Origin of the sequence: Candidatus Synechococcus calcipolaris G9, assembly GCF_029582805.1 — a bacterium.
GTDB classification, from domain to species: domain Bacteria; phylum Cyanobacteriota; class Cyanobacteriia; order Thermosynechococcales; family Thermosynechococcaceae; genus Synechococcus_F; species Synechococcus_F calcipolaris.
The window spans coordinates 881,438-899,573 of record NZ_JAKKUT010000002.1 but is presented as its reverse complement, the minus strand read 5'-3'; the positions used below and the strand labels follow the sequence as shown (position 1 = coordinate 899,573).

The window sequence follows — 18,136 nt, the reverse complement described above, 5'->3', positions numbered from 1 at the left end:
TATCCTAAGGTGTTCCTAATAGGATGACACTTCGCAATCCCGGAAATACTTGAGTAAATCCCTTTTAGCCACTACCCAACTCAATTCTGACCGCTCTTGGGATTTCACTACAACCAACTCATGGCGTAGGGCAATGATCTCGAACAACTCATCCCGTAAATAGAGTTTTTGGCCGATTTGAAGATTTAGTTCTTTCATAGATAACTGCAACATAATCCTAGTCACGTAATGTAGGGTTATCCCCACTATCCCTGGTTCGCCCCATACCTCACCTCCCCCAGTGTGATGAGTCCTGCCTCCCCCAATCTGACCCTTTTGGGATGGGTTCTAAGATGACGTTTTCTTAAGGGGTTTAGGAAGAATTTTGAAGATTCTAGAAAAAATCTGTATTAAAAGATACATTAATTACAGACGAGTACAGCCAGCGATCGCCGCAGAGATGGGGGCAAGTAGAACATGCTGATGATGAGCCATGGGGATTTAGCCCACCAGGGGTACTTTGCACCCGAGTCGGAGGAACTTCATTTTCAGGGTAAAAATTTAATTCCCTTCTATTCCTTTCGGAAAACAGAGTTTAAGGTGGCCATTGGCGTGTCCCATTACTGTCTTCAGTTGGGAATTTTTAGCCTATTGGTCGAAGGCAACACCTCCCTCAAATTGTGGGTGGATGCAACGCTGGCCAACTCCCAGGCCTTACTTCAACATACTGAGAAAGAATTAGGTATTTATGCCTATCGTGGTGCCTACTACCATAAAACCTTACCCCCATCCCAAATTTATGCGGGAACTCTCCTCTACAATGATCATTCAAAGTAACTAGATACCACTAGATGCGAATTCATGGGAGATGATGATTGTTGCGACAGGTGAATAATCCATGGAGCCTAGGAAAACTAACCCAAGGGGTCGCGATCGCCCTGCTGATTGCGGTACTGCCGGGGGTCTACTCTTCCCTTAGAGGCCAATCCAGTCCAGAGCCGTCTCTGCTTTTTGTGCAAGCCGATGTGAGCAACTATGCCCGTGTCGTCCTTGAGATTGAACCGATTCGCCGTAAATACTATCGCCAGGCCCAGCAGGTCGTTTCCGGGACTGTGCCACGCAATTCCTGCTTTGGTTACAATCGCCAGAATATTCCCAACGGTTTAGAAGGTATTTGTGAAGACTATCTGCGGGAATCCCTGCAAATCTTGCAAAAATATAATATGTCCCTAGAGCAGTTTAATGCCATGACCCAGCGGGCCCAGGTGGATGCCAATTTCAGTCAACGCATTCAACAGGAAATGCTGCGGCTACTACAGTAGATTTCGAGTAGGTTTTGACTAGGTTTTGATCCATGGCAAATCCAGAACAAAAAGAGCAGCAACATCCTCGGGCCGGGGGCGATCGCCTGATCTCAGAACGCCTACTCCAGGGAGAGGCCACGGATTACCATCTAGTGGAACTAGGGCGATTGATCATTCGCTACCAAGGGTTTCCTGGCGCAAAGGATATTCAAGCCAATCTAAAGGCAGCCCTAGACCGTTGGCAATTGACGGAAGCAGAACTATTTGAGCAAACCCGCGCCATTCATCAGCGGGGCGGCCTTTATAAGGTGAGTAGCAACAAAAAAGATGACTGGACCTAAGGCCTAATCCCTAGAAATCCCAGTCTAATTCAGGGAAATGGCGGCCATTGGCTCCCTAGGGCTAGGAGCGGATACCCCCTGATGACCTTCCTGTTCATTGACGAGGGCCTCCAATTGAGCTAAGGCCGTTTCCGCCTGTTGAATTTCCTGAATCAAGGATTGGGCAGTGCGTTCCCCCGATTGGGCCGCATCAATGACTTCGCGAATCCGTTGGCGAAAGCGATTGGCAATTTCATCCACCTGTTGGTTGGCAATAACCGCCTGGTTTCCGAGTTTATTAATTTCATTGGTAATAAAGTCAAAGCCGGTAATCTGCCCACCGGAACGACTGACGATTAAACTCGCTTGCAGGGCTAAATGCTTCACTTGGCGACTCACATGCTCAATTTGGTGGGTTGCCTGATCCACAATTTCTAAATCCCGCTCTAGCAGTTCTCCCAACCGAAACACGCGATCGGTATCCTTAGAAATGGCACTGACCCCCATAAATGTCGCTTCAAAGGCTTTTTTCCCTTCCGACGAGAGGAGTTGGCTAATATTAATGAAGCGATGATTCAGACGGGTAATCCGCTTCGCTTGCTGGCGCATTTCCTGCTGCTGATTCTCTAAAATTTGGTTCACCCGCTGGGTTTCTGACTGTTCCTCTTCAAGGCGAGCCGCATATTCCTTTGTCCGAGCCTGCTCAACCTTCAGACTCTCCAGGAGTTGGCGGGTTTGTTGGTGTTGCTTCTCGATAAATTTATTAATTGTCCCTAAAATTTGGGTTTGGGCTAAAAGAACATCATGCAAATCTAACAAATAAATCTCATGGTCTTTACGGATTAAGATCGGTTCGTAGGCAAAGCTACTGGGGCGACCTAGGGCAGATTCCACTGCTGGGCCAATTTTGCAGGACGACGGCAGAACCAAGGGGGCAACGGTTGGAGTCGCCACTTCCGGGAGGAGTTGAATGGGACGCTTTAGGTAGAGTTCTAAACTAAATCGTTGACTCATGCGCTCGAAAAATTTGGCTTGGGAGATCACGCCAATCAGGTCTTGATCTGCCATGATCACCACACCGGGCAATTGGGGTTGGGCCTTGAATTGTTGGGCTACCACTTGCCCCGATGTCTCAGGTTCTACTCGGAACGAATAGGTGGGTAGATCTGCGAGGGTACTTTCTGGTGAGAGTTTTTTAAGCTTAGACGAATCCACAGTGAAAACATCCCCCAGAGAAATAGCACTAAGTGGATCCTACCAAGGGAAAAACAAGGCCCGGTTACTGCCACGTTATATCTGGGTTAACATTTCACCGTTCTTAGCATCCCCTTAATGTCCTCCTAAGGAATTTTTGGCGCACTCTAGGATTGACAAAGTGTTTTTTTGACACTATAGTTAGTGTATGTTAAACACCAAAAGCAAATGAACCGTCTTTTTGAACTTGCTGCGGGTACGGTTATCGGGCGATCGCACCGCCATTTAGGTCGTAATAACCAGGATGCCTATGCCATTGATCTGAGTCCGAACAGGGCGATCGCCATTGTTTGTGATGGTTGTGGTAGTTCTCCCCATTCCGAGGTGGGAGCCAAATTAGGGACGCGGCTGGTTTTATCTGCCCTGAAACGGGCCCTAGATGGGGGGCAATTAGAGTTTAGTCCAGACTTTTGGCAAGACCTGCGCCAAGAACTTCTAACCCAGTTGCAGCAAATGATCAGTGCCATGGGAAATTCCCTAACGGTGATGCGGGATTATTTTCTGTTCACCATTGTGGGTGCGGTACTAACCCCTGATCAAACCGCCATTTTTTCCCTAGGAGATGGGGTGGTGATTCTCAATGAGGAGGTGATCCTCAAGGGTTCCGTAGTGGATAATTGTCCACCCTTTTTGGCCTATGGCTTAGTGCCAACTCTAGAACGGGATGCCAACGTGCAATTTCAAGTGATTGTCCGCCCCACGGCTACGGTGAATACTCTGGTTTTGGGCAGTGATGGTGTTAAAGATTTAGCCCCCGCTGGCTCCATTCTTCCTGCTATGGCAGCCTTGGCAGAGGATCCGCGTATCTTCCAAAATCCAGATCGACTACGGCGATATTTAGCCCAATGTAATCGTGAAATTATTCACCCTGATTGGGACAACCAGGTACTCGATCGCCAAGGTGGCCGCTTAGAAGATGATACAACGCTGGTTTTAATTCGCCGTAAACAACTGGAGAACTCATTATGTTAGGTGCAATTGCAGGGGATATTATTGGCTCCGCCTATGAATGGCGTAATGTCAAAACAAAAGATTTTCCCCTGAAAAAATTGATGACTCGGTTTACGGATGATACCGTGCTGACCGTTGCCATTGCGGATGCCCATCTCCACGGGAAGAATTACATTGAGACCCTCCATCACTATTATTGGCGTTATCCCCTAGCGGGCTACGGCAAAAATTTTACCCTTTGGGCAACCTTGAAACGCCGTCAACCCTATAACAGTTGGGGCAATGGCTCGGCAATGCGGGTAAGTCCAGTAGCCTATGTGGGCCAAGACCTCGATACGGTTTTAGAGCTTGCCAAAGCCAGTGCGTCCGTGACCCACAACCACCCGGAAGGTATTAAGGGGGCCCAATCCACCGCCGCCGCAATTTTCTTGGCGCGCACCGGCACGTCAAAAGAGGAGATTAAAACCTATATCCAAAGAACCTTTGGTTACAACTTGGATCAAACCTTGGATGAGATTCGCCCCCACTATCAATTTGATGTGTCTTGCCAAGGCTCCGTTCCCCAAGCCATCATTGCTTTTTTGGAATCTACAGATTTTGAAGATGCTATTCGCAATGCCATTTCCATTGGCGGCGATAGTGACACGATCGCCTGTATTACCGGGGGAATTGCCGAGGCATTTTATGGCGAAATTCCTGATCCAATTCTTAATCTTGTCCGAGAAACCTTAGACGAGCCACTTTGGCAGACCAGCCAAGACTTTCGGTTCCGATTTTGCACCTAATTAGCCATGAATATCTATCTGAATCAAAAAAAGGTTTCTATTCGGCGGCAACAGTTAATTGGTAACGGCGGCGAGGCGGAAGTCTATGATCTGGGCACAGGTCAGGTCTTAAAACTCTTTAAGCAAGCCCATCACCCGGATTATCAAGCCTCTTCTCCCCTCCAACAGGCGGTACAGGTACGGCTACAGGAACACCAGGAAAAATTACACCAACTTCCCAAAGGCTTACCGGATCGGGTCATTGCCCCTCAGGAGTTTGCCTACGATCGCAGCGGCAGAATTGTCGGCTATACGATGCGTTTTTTAAGGCCATCTCGCCCCTTACTGGACTACGGCGATCGCCGGATTCGGCATCAGGGCATCTCGGCCCCACAGGTGACGGCAATGCTGTTAGACCTGCATCAAACGGTGGCCCAAATCCATCAACAGGGAATGATCATTGGTGATTTTAATGATCTCAATCTTCTGGTGCAGGATCACCAAGCCTATTTTATTGATGTGGATTCGTTTCAGTTTGGTTCCTTTCCCTGCCGTGTCTTTACGGAGCGATTTTTAGATCCCCAGCTTTGTAACCACGGCCATCAGCTTTGTTTAGATCAACCCTATCGCGATGAGTCGGATTGGTATGCCTTTACGGTGATGGTGATGCAATGTCTTCTTTTTGTCCATCCCTACGGCGGAGTTTATCAACCGAAAAATCCTACCCATAAAATTCCCCAGGGGGCGCGATCGCTCCATCGCATCAGTATTTTTGACCCCCAGGTTAGGTATCCCAAGCCTGCCTTACCTCTCCATTGTTTACCAGAGGCGATTCTAGATTATTTTGAGCAGGTTTTTCGCCAGGATCAGCGCGGGGTATTCCCCCAAACCTTACTGCGACAACTGAGGTGGCAGACCTGTCCGACCTGTGGCCTAGACCACGCCAAACCCACCTGTCCCAACTGTTTCGCCCAACTTAGGGTGATTGCGCCACCCCTGCAATCTGGGACGCTCCATGTAAAAACGCTGTTCCAAACCCAAGGAATTATTGTGACTGCCACTGTGCAAGGAGATCAATTATGCTGGCTCTATCACGATCATCAGGGGTTTCACCGCGAGGACGGGGCCATTGTTGGAGAAGGAACCCCCGCTCCCCACCTAGAATTTATGCTCCACGGAGCCGCTACACTCATCAGCAACGGTGGCCAATTAGTTCTTCTGGGCGATCGCCCCCATCTAAGGAAACGTTTTGGGCTGGATCCCTGCCATTTACCGGGCCACAGTTTTGCGGGCAACGATCGCCATTACTACTGGATTCATCAGGGCCAACTCTTGCGTGGGAGCCCAATGGCACCGGTTTATATGGGCGATGTTCTCCTCCATCAAACGGCTATTTGGGTGGGCCCGTTTGGGTTGGGATTGTATCGAATGGATACCCTGACGACCCTTTTGATCTTTGATTGCGATCGCCCCGGCATCAAGGATCACCTCACCGTTCCTGCCTGGCCGGGCCAACTGTTAACCCTCCACTGCTGCTTTAGTGGCGATCGGGCCTGGCTCTTTGCCACCAGCCAATGTCAAGGTAAACGTCACTATCACCTCCTCGTCATCCAGGCTCAGGGCCACATTGAAGCCAGTCTCACCAGCGATCAAGAGGATCATTGGTTAGCCAGTCGTGGATCCTGCCCAATCGCAGATCAGTTGTTTGTCCCCACAGATGCAGGAATTTTGCGGCTGGAACTCCAGCAGGGACACCTGCAACCCACCCGTTTATTTACGGAAACGGAACCCTTTGTGAATAGCCATTGCCAGTTATTACCGGCTCGGCAGGGCCTCTATGGGATTCACCCCCAATCCATTCAATATCTACAGATACTTTAGGAAACCTTGATGATGAAAACACCAACTCTTACGGAACTACCCATTCCCCAACATTTTCACGGCGATCGCGTCGGCGAAGTCTGGCGAGTGCCCTATCAACAGCGGGCCAGTGAGGCGCAGGCCTGGGCCAAGTACCACCCTTTAGCTCCAGCGGTTACGGATAAAACCCGTATTTGTTTAATGCTCGTGGATGTGCAAAATACCTTTTGTATTCCTGGCTTTGAACTGTTTGTGGGGGGAACATCTGGGATGGGTGCGGTAGAGGACAATCGCCGCCTCTGTGAATTTATCTATCGCAACCTGGGTGTGATTACGGAAATTGCGCCGACAATGGACACCCACACCGCCAGCCAAATTTTCCATGCTGTTTTTTGGATTGATGATGGGGGGCATCACCCCGCACCTCTCCAAACCATTACATTGACCGATGTGCAAACCGGCCGCTGGAAAGTAAACCCGGCGATCGCCCATAGTTTAGCCGCGGGGAACTACATGGGCCTGCAACAACACGCTCTCCACTATGTACAAACATTGGATCAGGTCGGGAAATTCCCGCTGACGATTTGGCCCTACCACTCTCTCTTGGGGGGAATCGGCCATGCCCTGGTTGCGGCCGTGGAAGAAGCCTGTTTTTTCCACAATATGGCTCGCCATAGCCAGACTCGGTTTGAAATTAAGGGCGGTAATCCCCTGACGGAAAACTATTCTGTCCTCCAGCCCGAGGTCTTAGAGAGTAGCCAAGGACACCCGATCGCCCAGAGAAATACCCGCTTTATCCAACGGTTGCTGGATTTTGATGTGGTCATTATTGCCGGACAAGCCAAAAGCCATTGTGTGGCCTGGACAATTGCGGATCTGCTCACAGAGCTTCAGGCCCAGGGGTCAGACCTGGTTAAAAAAGTGTATCTCCTGGAAGACTGCACGTCCCCCGTCGTCGTTCCTGGGGTGGTGGACTTTAGTGAGCAGGCGGATCAGGCCTTTCAACGCTTTGCCGATGCCGGGATGCACATTGTCAAATCTACCGAGGCGATCGCCACCTGGCCGGATATCAAATTCTAAGCCCAACATCAAATTCTAGTTTTTTCCAATTTTTATCTTGATTTCATGCAATCATGCAGGAGCTAAAAATGTCCACTCCCAATCTAAATGATCTGTTTCAATCAGCCCAAAACGAGGGATTCCTGTCAACATCCTCAATGCAAGCCCTAAACGTGATGGATATTGGTGCCCAGATCCAAGCGGGTCTCGGCATTACCATTGATGACGTGACGGCCAGTGAAGTGGTATTAGTGACGATTATGACCGATGATTCCGGCTCAATTCAGTTTGCCGGCAATACCCCAGTGGTGCGGGCGGGCCATAATACAATCCTCAGTGCCCTGCAAGCCTCTAACCAAAAGGATAGTATTCTCATTCACAATCGTTACCTCAATGGTATGGTTCTCTACCCCTACTGCCCTGTCCTACAGGCCATTCCCATGGATGCCCAGAATTATGATCCCCGCCAGGGCACGCCCCTTTACGATCAAACCGTAATTGTGTTGGGAACAGTGATTGCCAAAGCCCAGGATTTTGCCGAAAATGGCGTACCCGTGCGAACCATTACCCTTTTAATTACCGATGGGGCAGATCAACATTCTCACCGGGCCAATGCCCAAACGGTGCGATCGCTGGTGCAGGATATGCTGCGGGCGGAAAATCACATTATTGCTGCCATGGGGATTGATGATCGCTCCACGGACTTTCGCCAAGTGTTTCAGTCTATGGGTATCCGGGATGAATGGATTCTCACCCCTGGGAATGGCCATAAAGAAATTCAACAGGCCTTTCAACTATTTTCCCAGTCTGCCTTGCGAGTGAGTCAGAGTGCCATAACTGGTTTAGGGGGTTTCACTGCGGCGTGATGGTTGCAGAGCCGTTTGGGGCGGGAACAATGGCTCAACATTATTGCGATCGCCCTAAAATCCAATAGCCCTCACCCCAACCGAAAAGAGTACCTTGTAAAATAGAATCCCAAGAGTTGCTAGTGAAAGGCTGATGACATTGCAAGAGATCCAAAATCAGGCATTGCAACTGCCGATTGACGATCGCTGGCGTTTAGTGCAGTCGCTGTTGAGTTCAATTCAAAAGGAAACGCTCGTTTTTAGTCCTCTAGCAACAAACGTGAGTTCTTTGACGGGCCTTAGTTCCTGGACTCAAAGTCTAATTGGGGTAGTTCAGTTAGATACAGAAGAGCCTACAGAGTCCTATGTGGATTACCTGGAGGAGAAATACAGTTGAAGCAGGTATTGTTTGACCTATCAGGTATGATTATCCCACGCTGCTGAACTGAGCCGTATTTCCAGTAAATAGTCCGTGGGGAGTCCTCAAGATCGGTGTTTAATCTACAAACCGTTTTATTTGCCTTTGTGTTGTTAGCCCTGTTGTTGTTGGCAGGACGCTTTCTCAAGCAAAAAGTTCAGGTCTTTCAGAAATTGTATCTGCCTGCTTCAGTGGTGGCTGGAGTGCTGGCGTTACTTTTGGGGCCGGAGGTGTTGGGGGCGATCGCCACGGCCCGGGGTGGTAACGTTGGATTCCTTGCTGGGGGACTCTTTTCTGAAAATATTCGAGCAGTCTGGTCTCAAGCACCAGGAGTGTTCATCAATATTGTCTTTGCCGCCCTCTTTTTAGGGGAAACCATTCCACCGCCCCAAGATATTTGGCGGAAGGCTGCCCCCCAAGTCGTCTTTGGTCAAACCCTAGCCTGGGGACAGTATGTGGTGGGTATTTTAGCCACATTACTGGTGTTGGGCCCTCTGTTTGGTGCCCATCCCATTTCCGCCACTTTGATTGAGATTGGCTTTGAAGGGGGGCATGGCACCGCTGGGGGGATGGCAGACACCCTAAAGGAGTTGGGATATACCGATGGGGCTGATTTAGCCATTGGCCTGGCAACCGTGGGCATTGTCTCCGGAATTGTCCTCGGTACGGCTCTGGCGGATTGGGGTCGCCGCAAGGGCCATGTGACTGCCGTGAACCATCATGTCACTGAACCGGAAGAAATTCCAGACTTAAATGTGATTACGGAAACTCCAGAGGTGCGGCGGCATCGCGCCCGACTGCTGCGAAATCTACTCATTGATCCTCTATCCATTAACTTTGCCATTGTCGGGATGGCCATTGCCATTGGCTGGCTGATTCTGGAAGCGTTGAGATGGGTCGAATCCATGACGTGGGGCGGGGAAGATGGATTTGCCATATTTCAGTTTGTGCCCCTGTTTCCGGTGGCCTTAATTGGTGGCATTATCACCCAATCCCTACTGAACCGCCTCGGCTTAGGGGTCTTAGTCATTCGATCCATGGTGCAGAATATTGCCGGTGTCGCCCTAGATGTGGTCGTTGTAGCGGCGATCGCCTCTATTTCCCTGAAAGTGATTGGCGGCAACCTAGCGGTCTTTTTGATCCTAAGTGGGGCTGGAATCCTCTGGAATGTGCTGATTTTTCTGTGGTGGGCCCCCCGCATCTTCCCTAGCTACTGGTTTGAGAAAGGGATTGGCGATATGGGACAGTCCATGGGAGTAACAGCCACTGGCATTTTGTTATTACGCATGGTGGACCCGGATAACCGTACCGGTGCTTTTGAAGGCTTTGCCTACAAGCAACTGTTTTTTGAACCCATTGTCGGCGGTGGTCTATTCACGGCGGCCGCTCCTGTCCTCATTAGTCGATTTGGATTACTACCCATTCTGGCCTTGACCGCAGGACTGTTGCTGTTTTGGCTGATCCTGGGCTACGCCTTGATTCGCACATTCCGAGAACCTAAATCTAGCCACTAAAGATCAAGGTCATAGAGGACTCCCTAGAGGCCCATTAGCCGCAAAGGCTACAGTGGTGATGTACCATCGTTAGGTTAATGCCCATGTACAGTGCCCCCTTAGATAGGGCAATCTAGGATTATGGAGACGGCAAAACCCACGACCACCATTTTAGAATCCCCTTCCCCGGACGTATTACCGCCCCTTTTGGCCACCTTAGCCAATCCCAAGGGGGTGAGTATTTGTCCAAGGCGTGCCCGTTGGCAGATTGATCTACTCATGATTGCCCTAGAGTCCCTTGACTTAAACGCGGCGGAGATGATGCTGCAAGCTGCTCGCGAACTCAGCCTTCAGGTAATTATTCCCAATCGAGTTATTTTTTGGCAATTGCGGTGTACCAATCCATTTCGACATTTAGCCCAACGTCATCCCCTCAGTTTTGAGGAAGGCAAAGCCTTAGTAATGATTATTTGCCATGTGGCCCGTCGCCAAACCGCTGTCATTCGTCATCTACTCCTGGTTCTGCCCCAAATGGAAGCCCAGAATCTATCCCCGGAGAGTTATGGGCCCCTGAGAGACTATCTGGATCGGTTTCGCCGTCATTTTCGCAAACGGATGAACTTACGCCGTTCTAGCCTATTTATCTATAGGGATGATGCCCAGCTTAATGCCCTAGGTCTACGCTTACTTCATCAACTCTTGATCTGTACGGGAACCCTAGGTATGGAGCGGCTTTGGTTTAGTCTTTTTGATGGGGAAGTGGATTAAACGATGCTCGTCCAACGTCAGTACAGTTTACCCAACTGCATTCTGGTCATTGAAGGGTTAAGTAACCCAACCAATACCCTATCTCCGGTCTTAGATGTGGTCACGGTTTGTGAATGTCAACTCTTGGGACAAAAATCGGTCTTGAGGGGGGGGCGTGAATTTTTGGATGCCCTAGTGGAGCAATTGCCGCCTATGGTGCAAACCTGGATGAGTGGGGTACGCTTACGGCGATCGCTGGTGAAGTCTGAGCATTTGATTCATCTAGAAGAGCAGGAATCCCATCAGTTTCTCCTAACCATTCCTGCGGCCCTACTCACCCAAACGGATCTGGCCCATGTGACAAAGGAGCATCCCGACTCGAAAATGGTGCAGGTGTCCCTATCCTGGTTGCAACTCTTTGACCTGTTAGAAGCCCTGGATCAACTCTGCTGTGATAGCCAAACCCTGCCTAGTCTGGGCACTCAGTTAAGCTCCTTGCCCCGCCGGGCGATCGCCCCCCAAGTTCCCCTGGGCAAGCAATTAACGCCGGTGGCCTTGGGTGCAGCCAGTTTAGCCATCATGGCGGCTGTTTTCTACCATATGCCGGTTCCCGAACGCCGTCCCCTAGAGGAAGACAGTCCTGCCTCCTTTGAGCTATCTCCAGCGGATCTAGCGGGACGAGATTTTGATATTCCCGAAGATTTGCTCCCACCCGTAGACGAACGTTTTATTGAGGATGACCCCTTTATTGAAGAAGGATTTATTGAGGAAGCCCCCTTTGACGTTGATGAGGATCCAGGATTTAACAATAATCCAGATAACGTGAACAGCCCAGAGCAAAATAATTTTTAATGAATAGAGTACCTCAATTTTTCATCAGTTCTCCCGATGTTGATGCTGGGATGTTGTGTGGCTCAATTCGCTTCTACTTGGATTCGGAAGATGACTCGGCTAGGGATGATGACCCTAGGGCATGATCCCACGGATCTAAAATATCCTTAAGAACAATTTCCTCAAACCAAATTTTTCCGACAATAACTAGGGGCAGAGCCAGTAATAGTCCCAAAAAGCCAAAGAAGATCGCAAAAATAATCTGGGAAATTAAGGTAAAGGCTGGTAAAAGATTGACTTGGTGGGCCATGATCACCGGCACGAGTAAATATTGCTCTAGTTGTTGAATAATAATATAGGCAATTAAAACCGCCACGGCCTTCCAGGGATCATCCAATAGGGCAATGGCGATGGGGGGAATCACACTCAGGGTGGGACCAATATTGGGAATGGCTTCTAAAAGCCCAGCTAAAAAGGCATTGGCCAGGGCCAGGCGTACCCCCAAAACCAAGAGTACCAACCCACTCACCGTTCCCACCACCAGCATATTTAAGCCCGTCCCCGCTAACCAGGCCAGGAGTTGGGATTCGCTCTCGGTCAAAATCATGTCAATGCGACGACGATAAAAGGCGGGAAACAGGCGAATAAAGCCACGGCGGTAGGGGGAAGGATTTAAGACCAGCATCACCGTTAATACCAAAACCAACAGGGTATTCAGCAAAATAGCCAAGGTATTAGAAAAAACTGAGAAAAAGTTATCAAAAATTCGCTCTAGAAATGGCTCAACTTGTCGGAATAACCGATCTACTAGGGGGCCCTCATTCAATCCATTAATGGAGAAAAGTGTGTCAACCTGCTCTAGCCAACCCTGCAAGCGATGGAGTCCCTTGGGAATTAAAATCGTTAGTTGCTGAGTTTCCCGCAAAAAGGGCGGCACGATAATCAGCACAAAGCCAATCATGATCAAGAATGTCATCCCTAGGGTGAGGGCGATCGCCCGGCCACGGTTTAAGCCCCACTGCTGTAGTCGATTCTGAAGCCAGTTGAGGGCCGTCGCTAGGACAACAGCTAAAAAGATGACTAAAACAACTTGACGGATCTCCCAGAGAATATACAGACACACTAAAAAGACAAAGAGGCCAATCCACTGTCCCAGCTTCACCTAGATGTCCTCCCTGAACCTTGCTTTAAGCATTTAAGCACGCTAGGGGGTATTTTGCCGATCGTTACTAAAATCTACTCCATTGGGCGATCGCCCTGGATGGCCTCTAAATATTTTTCTTCAAGTAAAAACGTGCCCCGTTCTAAACGCACTACCCAGTAGTCCCCTGGTTCTCGCCCCAAAATGATCCCCTCCTCCCCAAGGGTCAAGACATTGGGTGGACGTAGCATGGGCATTGGTTCTGCGGTTTTGACGTAGGTGGGCAGGGCGACTAAATGAACCCGATCGCCAATGGAGAATGGTTGTCCCATGGTATTTTAGATCACCCAGAGTTAACTATTTATGAAATTATTATAGTTTTGAACGTCAGGCGATCGGTGGAAGGATTGTATAGCGTATAGGTTGCCTGGCCCGGTGTGCGACCAACAGAGCCGACTCCGACAATGCGGCGAGGTGTTTTTCCCTGATCCTGGGGATCCTGAACGCCATCGAGGGTAGTAATGGTAGACCGTAAACCGACGGGGGTAACCCAGCACTCAAAGCTGAGACCTGACCGTCCGCAAAATAAATGATTGGCATCCGCACGGATGAGGCGATCGCATAGCTGAATTGGGGAGGTTTCTGGGGTTAATTCATCGGCATAGCTAACGGTGCTACCATGAATCAGCAAGCAGCCTAGTTCATGAAAGCCAAAATGGCAGGATCTCAACCACTGAACTGACTCCCGGGATACGGATTCCCACAATTGTTTTGCCCCATTACCGCCCACCTGGGCAATTAACTCAGGGGCCTGGGGCAATCCACTCAATCCATGCAGATTAAAGCATTGTTCTTCCCACCATCCCATACAAACCTGGGGTATCAGTTCATGGGGCCGGGGAAAGCGGAGTCGCTGAATCACCGCTTCATTATCTCCCTGGAGGCCAATCACGTCCCCAAGAATATAGAGATCAGTTACGGGATCTCGCTGCCGCCGCATATCCCCTAAAACAGCCTCATAGGCCGCCAAATTTCCCTCAATACCGCTCAAAATTGCCCAGTTCACCATCCGACCTCCCAATATCTTTCCGCAAGTTTATTTCCTTACCGCTGACACACATGGTTGGGATCATCGGCTCGTTCAGCAAACTCCATTCCCCGTGCCAGTCGCCAGGCAAAAATCGGGGGCAAGCCCTGGTCTAGGATCGCCTGACAGGTTTTGGCGTAGTCATAGGGAACCTCGCGCAATACCACCTGCGTCGTATCGGTGTCATAGAGTACGTAGGTCGCATGGGGACGACCATGGCGAGGTTCGCCCACGGAACCAACATTAACAATCCGTTTCAAGGGAGTATGAAACTGGTGCTGACGTTCGCTGTGATCCGGCTGATGAACCCGTACCGATAGCGTTGCATCCTCTATATCCCGGACATAGGGAACATGGGTGTGACCACAGAACAGCACATCGACATCGGCGAACAGTACCCGTTCTAAGGCCGCAAAACCGTCCATGCTGGGTAACAGGTACTCGTGCTGACTACTTGGACTACCATGGACAAAACCAAGATTTTCCAGACGCAACGTCATGGGCAATGCGGCTAAATAGGCCCGCACCTCTGGGTGAATCCTCTGATTCGTCCATTCATGGGCCAACCTGCCCCGCTTTTCCGCCAGTTGGGAAGGATAGCTGCATTCACAGGCATTCAAACCCTCCACAATATCTTCATCCCAACACCCCTGACAGGTTGGAATATCGAGGGAGCAAATCATTTCTACGACTGCATTTGGGTAAGGCCCGTACCCCACTAAGTCACCCAGACAGTAAATCTGGTCTGCTTTTTGAGTATCAATATCGGAGAGGACGGCATTTAATGCTTCATAGTTGCCGTGAATGCAGGAGATCACTGCGAGTTTCATGGGGAGATCACCTCTTCTGTATCCTTACCCTGTGGGTGCAACATCTGGTATTGTTCCTGGTACTGGGCCAGCACATCCTCTGCCAAACAGGCTTCTAGCAACGTTTTAGCGATGATGTCCCGTTCTAGGTTGTAACCAATGACTTCCAGACCACTGAAACGGTTGGGACGGCCCTGCCGCCAGGGAGGAAGGTTCAGATCGCCATATTCAATGCCGGACAATCCTTCAACAAAATCAACATAAAAGGCCCGACCATCCGGCAGTTCAAAGATGCCTTTTAGACGCATAATCTGGCCGTAGGCTCCTCCCGTGAGTTCAATCAATATCTCATCCAGGCTGGGGGGATCTAATACTTGGCCGGTCAACAGCGATCGCCATAGCTCTGGTAGTTGTTGGGATTGACCAAGATCAGGCACCCCAATGTCATTTCCGGGAATCACGTCATCTGCCCAGTGATGCCATTCAGATTGCTCAAGGCTAGGGGGTAACACCGCTACTCGATGGCAAGGCAAGGTCGTGAAAAAGGGTGTTTCCAGGTTCAGGTGAAATCCTACTTCCAAGTAGACCTGAGCTTGATCGGGAAGGTTAGCCAGTACCCTGGGGGCTTGATCCTCTGAAAGCAAAGACACCCAGGGAAATTGATAGCCCATGCGTGCCAAATCGACGGAAACCTCTCCCATCCCTGGACAAAGGTAAAACATGGGCCGGGTCTTATCTTGAAGTAGTTGGCTGATCCAGGCGGTTTTGCCCACACCTGGGGGGCCTGCGATCAGTGTGATGTTGTGGGGATTCATCTGAGCCTAAGAATCGGAGCTAGAAGCTACGGGTAAATTATAATACTAAAATGATAATCATTATCATAATTCACCTTTTTTACCTTGAGTTGTATGGTTGATGGTTCGGGGGCATTGCCGGTTTCAGTTGACCTAGCGATCGTAGGGGCGGGGCCCCAATCCCTCACCCTTGTGACGCACCTGTTGCAAAAGAAGCGGTCTATGGAAAGCCGCTTTGTGGTGTTGGATCCGGCGGGGAATTGGCTGAGACAATGGCAGGAGCAGTTTGCGGCCTATGGGATTCCCCATTTACGATCGCCCGCTGTCCATCATCCCGATCCCAACCCCCATGCCCTTCGTGCCTTTGCTGCATCGCGATCGCAGGAGCTTTTTCCCCCCTATGATCTGCCGGGAACGCAACTATTTGAGGATTTTTGCCAGGATGTAATTGAACGTTGGAATTTGCAAAGGCGGGTGATCCCGGCACTGGTGCAGCATATCGAACTATTTGATCAGAAGGGTCGGCAGCGGTTTCGGTTGGGTTTAGCGGATGGCAGGGAGTTGACCGCTCGGCGGGTGGTACTGGCGATCGCTGGCGGGGATCCCCACCTGCCCCCATGGGCCCGATCCTTACCGCTCACCTATCCCCCCGATCGCCTACGCCATTCCCACCAAGTTGATCTACGGGGATCGCGGTTTACTGGGGAACGGGTGCTGATTGTGGGCAGTGGTCTGACCAGTGGACACCTTGCCCTAGGGGCGATCGCCCAAGGTGCTGAAGTTATCCTGATGGCGCGACGGCAATTCTATGAAAAATTATTTGATGCGGATCCAGGCTGGCTGGGGCCCAAGTATCTCAAGGGCTTCCATGGTGAACCTGATTGGGAAAATCGCTGGCAAATGATCCAGTCGGCCCGCAATGGTGGTTCCCTCACCCATGCTATTTTGACCCAATTGCGGCGGTTAGAACGGCAGGGCAAGCTGTCTTTTTACGAACAGTGCGAAGTGCAGACAGCGGCGTGGCATGAGAAGGGCTGGAACGTTACCTGTGCCCAACGAGGTACCCATGGGGATGGCCACGACTGTATTGCCCATCTACCCATTGATCGCATCTGGTTGGCCACGGGAGGTACGATCAACGTGAATCATTGGCCGCTGTTGTCTGATGTGCGAGATCGCTATCCACTGCCGATTATTAAAGGACTGCCGATTCTGGATCATCACCTGCGCTGGCCAGGCTGTGAATTATTCATCATGGGTGGTGCCGCAGCCCTCCACATCGGCCCGGTGGCCCGCAATCTATTTGGCGCAAAGTTAGCCAGCGATCGCATTGTGCAGGCTCTAATTAAGGACAGCCCAGGGTGAGGGGATCAAGACTTTGAGATAACACTCCCCTGCAAACAGGGCGTAGGGGAAAACTGCTCAATCATTTGCCGCAGAGCGGTGCGTAAATCTCCTTGGGCCTGGAGGGGATCAAACCGCTGTACAATTTCTCCCTGTTCAAAAATCAAGAGGGTGGGCAAACTGGTGAGCCGATAATTACAACAGAGGCGGAAGTTTTCATCGGCATTGATACGCACAACCTTAAAGGTTGCCGGAAAATTAGCTTGTAACTGGTTGAGAACTGGCTCAATCAATCGACAGACTCCGCACCAAGGGGCCCAGAAGTTGACAATGACCGGGATCGTAGATTCTATAACTTCTTGATTAAAATTATTTTCGTTAATGGATTCCACGGATATTAACCCATTTTACCTTGGGATCATCTTACCAGTGAATGGCTGTACCTGCACGATAAATTAGGGGATGGGCCCACCAAAGTAGGCCGATGAAAAGTCCCACCCCCAGATAGGCGGGGCGAATAAATTCTTTGATCACAAATTGTTGTCTTCCCTGGGCAATGGCTAAAAAGGGGATCAGGGAGGTTCGGGCTTTAACGGCTCGAAAGGCCTCGCCATAGCGTTTCTCCCAGCGGAGATCGCCATGCCAAGCTCCAAAGATATGGTGGGCAATGAGTCCCAGGGACGTAAGGAGTGTAAAGGACGTTCCCAGCCAGAGGGTATGGGCCAGACACCAGATCACCTGGCCCCAGAGTTGGGGGTGGCGGGTAATGCGAATGATCCCGGTTTCGTAGAGGTGAACCTGGGGTTTTTGAATGGCGGCAATTTCTAAAAGATTAAATGTGGCGGGATAGAGAAACAAAAACGAGATCGCTGAGAGGAGCCACACCAGGGGCATGATCCAGGGAATCTGCTGCACCTGCCAGAGTTGGACACCATCATAACGATGGGCCAAGAAATAGCCGATCATCCCTAGGGCGAGGGAGAGGGATACCAGGGCAAAACCAATGCGATAGGGGCGGGGGCCAATTTTGTCCTCGGCCCAAGGTCTCAGGGCCGCTAAACCACTATGGGCGATCGCGAAGGTGAGAATGAGGCCCACCATGATCCATTGGGAATGGGCGTGCCAACTATGCAGAA

Annotated in this window: 22 protein-coding genes; 13 read left to right on the top strand and 9 right to left on the bottom strand. The window is 50.4% G+C overall.

Annotation, left to right across the window (positions count from 1 at the left end):
- Positions 1–15 precede the first annotated feature (15 nt).
- Entirely contained in the window at positions 16–198 is a 183-nt protein-coding gene (locus tag L3556_RS07125; protein WP_277866609.1) for a hypothetical protein, read from the bottom strand.
- 258 nt (positions 199–456) lie between these two features.
- Here L3556_RS07125 and L3556_RS07120 point away from each other — a divergent pair, with 258 nt between their 5' ends.
- Genes L3556_RS07120 through L3556_RS07110 form a run of 3 tightly spaced genes read left to right on the top strand, consistent with a single transcriptional unit; the run spans position 457 to position 1,624 of the window.
- Positions 457–816, top strand: a complete 360-nt coding sequence (locus L3556_RS07120; protein ID WP_277866608.1) for a hypothetical protein — start codon at positions 457–459, stop codon at positions 814–816.
- Positions 817–866: 50 nt separating this feature from the next.
- Positions 867–1,301 carry a DUF4168 domain-containing protein gene (locus tag L3556_RS07115; RefSeq protein ID WP_277866607.1) on the top strand — a complete coding sequence of 145 codons (435 nt, stop codon included), beginning with the start codon at positions 867–869 and terminating at the stop codon, positions 1,299–1,301.
- Positions 1,302–1,333: 32 nt separating this feature from the next.
- Positions 1,334–1,624, top strand: a complete 291-nt coding sequence (locus L3556_RS07110; RefSeq protein ID WP_277866606.1) for a DUF3288 family protein — start codon at positions 1,334–1,336, stop codon at positions 1,622–1,624.
- A 24-nt stretch (positions 1,625–1,648) separates the two neighbouring features.
- On the opposite strand, the gene L3556_RS07105 is transcribed toward L3556_RS07110, so the two are convergent.
- Positions 1,649–2,818, bottom strand: coding sequence for a chemotaxis protein (locus tag L3556_RS07105; RefSeq protein WP_277866605.1), 1,170 nt, complete (start codon positions 2,816–2,818; stop codon positions 1,649–1,651).
- 207 nt (positions 2,819–3,025) lie between these two features.
- Between L3556_RS07105 and L3556_RS07100 the strand changes: the two genes are divergently transcribed.
- The 9 genes from L3556_RS07100 (at position 3,026) to L3556_RS07060 (ending at position 11,846) form a co-directional block, all read left to right on the top strand.
- On the top strand, positions 3,026–3,829 hold the full coding sequence (locus tag L3556_RS07100) for a protein phosphatase 2C domain-containing protein (RefSeq protein WP_277866604.1): 804 nt from the start codon (positions 3,026–3,028) through the stop codon (positions 3,827–3,829).
- A complete protein-coding gene (locus L3556_RS07095; RefSeq protein WP_277866603.1) occupies positions 3,823–4,593 on the top strand; it encodes an ADP-ribosylglycohydrolase family protein in 771 nt (256 codons plus the stop codon). The genes L3556_RS07100 and L3556_RS07095 overlap by 7 nt, the downstream gene beginning before the upstream one ends.
- 6 nt (positions 4,594–4,599) lie before the next feature.
- A complete protein-coding gene (locus L3556_RS07090; protein WP_277866602.1) occupies positions 4,600–6,453 on the top strand; it encodes a hypothetical protein in 1,854 nt (617 codons plus the stop codon).
- A 9-nt stretch (positions 6,454–6,462) separates the two neighbouring features.
- Positions 6,463–7,512, top strand: a complete 1,050-nt coding sequence (locus L3556_RS07085) for a cysteine hydrolase family protein (RefSeq protein ID WP_277866601.1) — start codon at positions 6,463–6,465, stop codon at positions 7,510–7,512.
- A gap of 68 nt (positions 7,513–7,580) precedes the next feature.
- On the top strand, positions 7,581–8,357 hold the full coding sequence (locus tag L3556_RS07080; protein ID WP_277866600.1) for a hypothetical protein: 777 nt from the start codon (positions 7,581–7,583) through the stop codon (positions 8,355–8,357).
- A gap of 133 nt (positions 8,358–8,490) precedes the next feature.
- Positions 8,491–8,733, top strand: coding sequence for a hypothetical protein (locus L3556_RS07075; protein WP_277866599.1), 243 nt, complete (start codon positions 8,491–8,493; stop codon positions 8,731–8,733).
- 95 nt (positions 8,734–8,828) lie between these two features.
- Complete coding sequence (locus tag L3556_RS07070) at positions 8,829–10,268, top strand: sodium/glutamate symporter (RefSeq protein ID WP_277866598.1); 1,440 nt, start codon at positions 8,829–8,831, stop codon at positions 10,266–10,268.
- 120 nt (positions 10,269–10,388) lie between these two features.
- Positions 10,389–11,015: a DUF3038 domain-containing protein gene (locus tag L3556_RS07065; RefSeq protein WP_277866597.1), complete on the top strand. Its 627-nt coding sequence runs from the start codon at positions 10,389–10,391 to the stop codon at positions 11,013–11,015.
- 3 nt (positions 11,016–11,018) lie between these two features.
- Positions 11,019–11,846 (top strand): DUF4335 domain-containing protein, encoded by an 828-nt coding sequence (locus L3556_RS07060; protein ID WP_277866596.1) that lies wholly within the window; start codon positions 11,019–11,021, stop codon positions 11,844–11,846.
- Between the two features lie 73 nt (positions 11,847–11,919).
- On the opposite strand, the gene L3556_RS07055 is transcribed toward L3556_RS07060, so the two are convergent.
- The 5 genes from L3556_RS07055 to L3556_RS07035 all read right to left on the bottom strand — a co-directional run bounded on the left by L3556_RS07055 (position 11,920) and on the right by L3556_RS07035 (position 15,677).
- Positions 11,920–12,987, bottom strand: a complete 1,068-nt coding sequence (locus tag L3556_RS07055) for an AI-2E family transporter (protein WP_277866595.1) — start codon at positions 12,985–12,987, stop codon at positions 11,920–11,922.
- A gap of 74 nt (positions 12,988–13,061) precedes the next feature.
- Positions 13,062–13,298, bottom strand: a complete 237-nt coding sequence (sipA, locus tag L3556_RS07050; RefSeq protein WP_277866594.1) for a regulatory protein SipA — start codon at positions 13,296–13,298, stop codon at positions 13,062–13,064.
- Between the two features lie 29 nt (positions 13,299–13,327).
- Positions 13,328–14,035 carry a metallophosphatase gene (locus L3556_RS07045; RefSeq protein WP_277866593.1) on the bottom strand — a complete coding sequence of 236 codons (708 nt, stop codon included), beginning with the start codon at positions 14,033–14,035 and terminating at the stop codon, positions 13,328–13,330.
- 35 nt (positions 14,036–14,070) lie between these two features.
- The gene (locus L3556_RS07040; RefSeq protein ID WP_277866592.1) at positions 14,071–14,883 is read right to left on the bottom strand and encodes a metallophosphoesterase family protein; all 813 of its coding nucleotides are present in this window, start codon (positions 14,881–14,883) and stop codon (positions 14,071–14,073) included.
- A complete protein-coding gene (locus L3556_RS07035; protein WP_277866591.1) occupies positions 14,880–15,677 on the bottom strand; it encodes a GTP-binding protein in 798 nt (265 codons plus the stop codon). The genes L3556_RS07040 and L3556_RS07035 overlap by 4 nt, the downstream gene beginning before the upstream one ends.
- A 93-nt stretch (positions 15,678–15,770) precedes the next feature.
- On the opposite strand from L3556_RS07035, the gene L3556_RS07030 reads away from it, so the two are divergent.
- On the top strand, positions 15,771–17,021 hold the full coding sequence (locus tag L3556_RS07030) for an FAD/NAD(P)-binding protein (protein WP_277866590.1): 1,251 nt from the start codon (positions 15,771–15,773) through the stop codon (positions 17,019–17,021).
- A 5-nt stretch (positions 17,022–17,026) separates the two neighbouring features.
- On the opposite strand, the gene L3556_RS07025 is transcribed toward L3556_RS07030, so the two are convergent.
- On the bottom strand, positions 17,027–17,392 hold the full coding sequence (locus L3556_RS07025; protein WP_277866589.1) for a thioredoxin family protein: 366 nt from the start codon (positions 17,390–17,392) through the stop codon (positions 17,027–17,029).
- Between the two features lie 31 nt (positions 17,393–17,423).
- Positions 17,424–18,101, bottom strand: coding sequence for an NnrU family protein (locus tag L3556_RS07020; protein ID WP_277867608.1), 678 nt, complete (start codon positions 18,099–18,101; stop codon positions 17,424–17,426).
- Between the last annotated feature and the right edge of the window lie 35 nt (positions 18,102–18,136).